The organism is Methylobacterium sp. WL18 (assembly GCF_008040015.1).
In the GTDB taxonomy this organism is placed as follows: Bacteria; Pseudomonadota; Alphaproteobacteria; order Rhizobiales; family Beijerinckiaceae; genus Methylobacterium; species Methylobacterium mesophilicum.
Window position 1 is genome coordinate 1 of sequence record NZ_VRVD01000650.1, and the last position, 2,623, is coordinate 2,623.

The window sequence follows — 2,623 nt, forward strand, 5'->3', positions numbered from 1 at the left end:
CGAGCGCCTGATGGCCGGACCCGGCGGCCTGCCGGTGGTGGTGCTCGGCAAGTTCGGGTTTCTGACGCTGCAGGGCATGGTCCAGGCCGGGCTGATCTTCCTGGCGGCCGGGCTGCTCTACGGCGTCGAGATCGGCCCGCATTGGGGCGCCTTCCTCACCGCCTGCCTGCTGGTCTCGGCCATGGCTGCGGGACTGGCGCTCGCCGCCTGCGCCCTGGCCGCCTCACGCCAGCAGGCCCACCTCGCCTCCACCTTCGGGGTGCTGCTGCTTTCGGCCGTCGGCGGCTCGATGGTGCCGCGCTTCCTGATGCCGCCGTGGCTGCAACAAGCCGGCTGGCTCACCCCGAACGCCTGGGCGATCGAGGCCTATCAGAACGCCCTGGGCGAGGGCTTCGGCTCCGCCGTGCCAGCCTTCGCGGTGTTGGCGGCGCTGACGCTCGGTGGGCTGGGGCTGGCGCTCGGCCTGGTGTCGCGGCGGACCGTCTGATCCGCCCACGACGCCGCGACGATCCGCTCCGCACCTGCGACCAGCCGTCCCCGGACAAGGCGGGGCCGTTCGGGCAGGGTCCGCCCCCGTACAAAGTGAGAACGCCATGCTCCGCCTGCTCATCGCCGACGGCAACGATCGGGCCGCCCGAGAGCGGCATGTCGCGGCGACGGGCCGGACCTCGGCCGAATCCTACGCCGTGGTGGTCCACGACTTCGCCCCCGAGACGGCGTGTCGATTCCTCAACCCTGCCGATGCCGACGCGGACCTGCCGCAGGACCTGTCGGATTTCGACGGGCTGATCTTCACCGGCTCGACCCTGAAGGTCTCCGAGGGCACGCCGGCGGTGACCCGCCAGCTCGATCTGATGCGGGCGGCCCTGGAGGCGGGGCTCGCGGTGTTCGGATCCTGCTGGGGCGTGCAGGTCGCCGCCACCGTGGCCGGTGGGCACGCGGCCGAGAATCCACGTGGGCCGGAATACGGCTTCGCCCGGGCGATCACCCCGACCCAGGAAGGCCGGAGCCATCCGCTGCTGGCCGGCCGCCCGGCGGTCTGGGACGCGCCTGCGATCCACTCGGACGCGGTTCTCGAGCCGCCCCCGGGGGCGCGGGTGCTGGCGGGAAACCGGGTCCTGGGCGTCCAGGCCATCGAGATCCGGCACGGGGCTGGCTGGTTCTGGGGCACGCAGTACCACCCCGAACTCGACCTCGAGGAGGTCGCCGCGATGCTGCGCCTCTGCGACACCGCGATCGTCGAGGCCGGGTTCGCCGCGGACCCGGACGCGGTGGCGACCTATGCCGACGAGATCGCAGGCCTTCAGGGCGACGATTTCGAGGCCGCGCGGCGCCTCGCCTGGCGCCACGGCCTCGGCCCGGAGGTGCTCGACGCGCCCCTGCGCCGTCGCGAGATCGGTAACTTCCTGGCCCAGCTGTCCCCAAACGAGGCCTGACAGGCCGGTACCGCGACCGGGTGGCGCGTTGACCCGCGAGGCCCCGCGTCTAGCTTCGCAATGCGGGCAACGCTCTGACGGGCCCGGGGAGCGACCTATCAGGATGAGTCAGGATTCGACGGTCGCCGTGATCGGCAGCGGGCTCGGCGGACTCGCGGCCGCGTGCGTGGCTGCGGCACGCGGCCACCGCGTCACGGTCTACGACAAGAACGGCTGGCTCGGCGGCAAGGCGGCGGTGCTGCACGAAGGCGGCTTCCGCTTCGACATGGGCCCGACCATCCTGACGGTGCCGCGGGTGCTGGAACGGATCTTCACCGAGGCCGGCCGCTCGGTCCACGATTACATGGACCTGCGCCGCCTCGACCCGCAATGGCGCTGCTTCTTCGACGACGGCTCCCGCATCGACCTGATGCAGGATATCGAGCGGATGGCCGGCGACATGGACCGCTTCGCCCCCGGCAGCGGCGACGGCTACAAGAAGTTCCTTTCCATTTCCGAACATCTCCACGGCGTGTCCGAAAAATTCTTCTTCTGGAAGCCGGTCGAGGATCTGTTCGACACGATCAACATCCGGGCCAACATGAACCCCGGCACCCTGCGCGACGTGCTGTCCCTGCGCATGCACGCCTCGGTCGCCTCGACGATCCGCGGCAAGGTCAAGGATGCGCGCCTCGCGCAGATGCTCGACCACTTCGTGCAATACGTCGGCTCCTCGCCCTACGGGGCGCCGGCGGTGCTCTGCGCCATCGCCCACATGCAGACGGCCGACGGCGTCTGGTACCCGATGGGCGGCACCCGCGCGGTGGCCGAGGGCCTGGCCAAGCTCGCGCAGGAACTGGGCGCCACCTGCAAGACCGACACCGAGGTGACCGGGATCGAGACCGCCAACGGCGCGGTCCGGGGCGTGCGCACCGCCGAGGGCATGACGCCGTTCGACGCCGTGATCTCGAACATGGATTCGGTCCGCACCTACCGCGAGTTGGTGGGTGGCGCCGCCGGCAAGGCCTACGAGAAGAAGAACCCCGAGCCGGCCTGCTCGGGCGTGGTGCTCTATCTCGGCCTGAACAAGCGCTACGAGCACCTGAACCACCACGACTTCGTCTTCTCCCGGGACCCCGAGGAGGAGTTCGACTACATCTACAACAAGGGCGAGCCGGCCCCGGACCCCACCGCCTACCTCGCGGCCC

The 2,623-nt window shown here is 70.8% G+C and carries 3 protein-coding genes; all 3 read left to right on the forward strand.

All coding sequences use genetic code 11. The features are described from left to right. Window positions 1-487 (forward strand): ABC transporter permease (locus FV228_RS26400; protein WP_147857236.1); only part of this gene is annotated, 487 nt, incomplete at its 5' end. 106 nt (window positions 488-593) lie between these two features. Further along, complete coding sequence (locus tag FV228_RS26405; protein ID WP_147857237.1) at window positions 594-1,436, forward strand: type 1 glutamine amidotransferase; 843 nt, start codon at window positions 594-596, stop codon at window positions 1,434-1,436. A gap of 103 nt (window positions 1,437-1,539) precedes the next feature. Then, on the forward strand, window positions 1,540-2,623 hold a 1,084-nt coding region (gene crtI, locus FV228_RS26410; RefSeq protein WP_147857238.1), incomplete at its 3' end, for a phytoene desaturase family protein.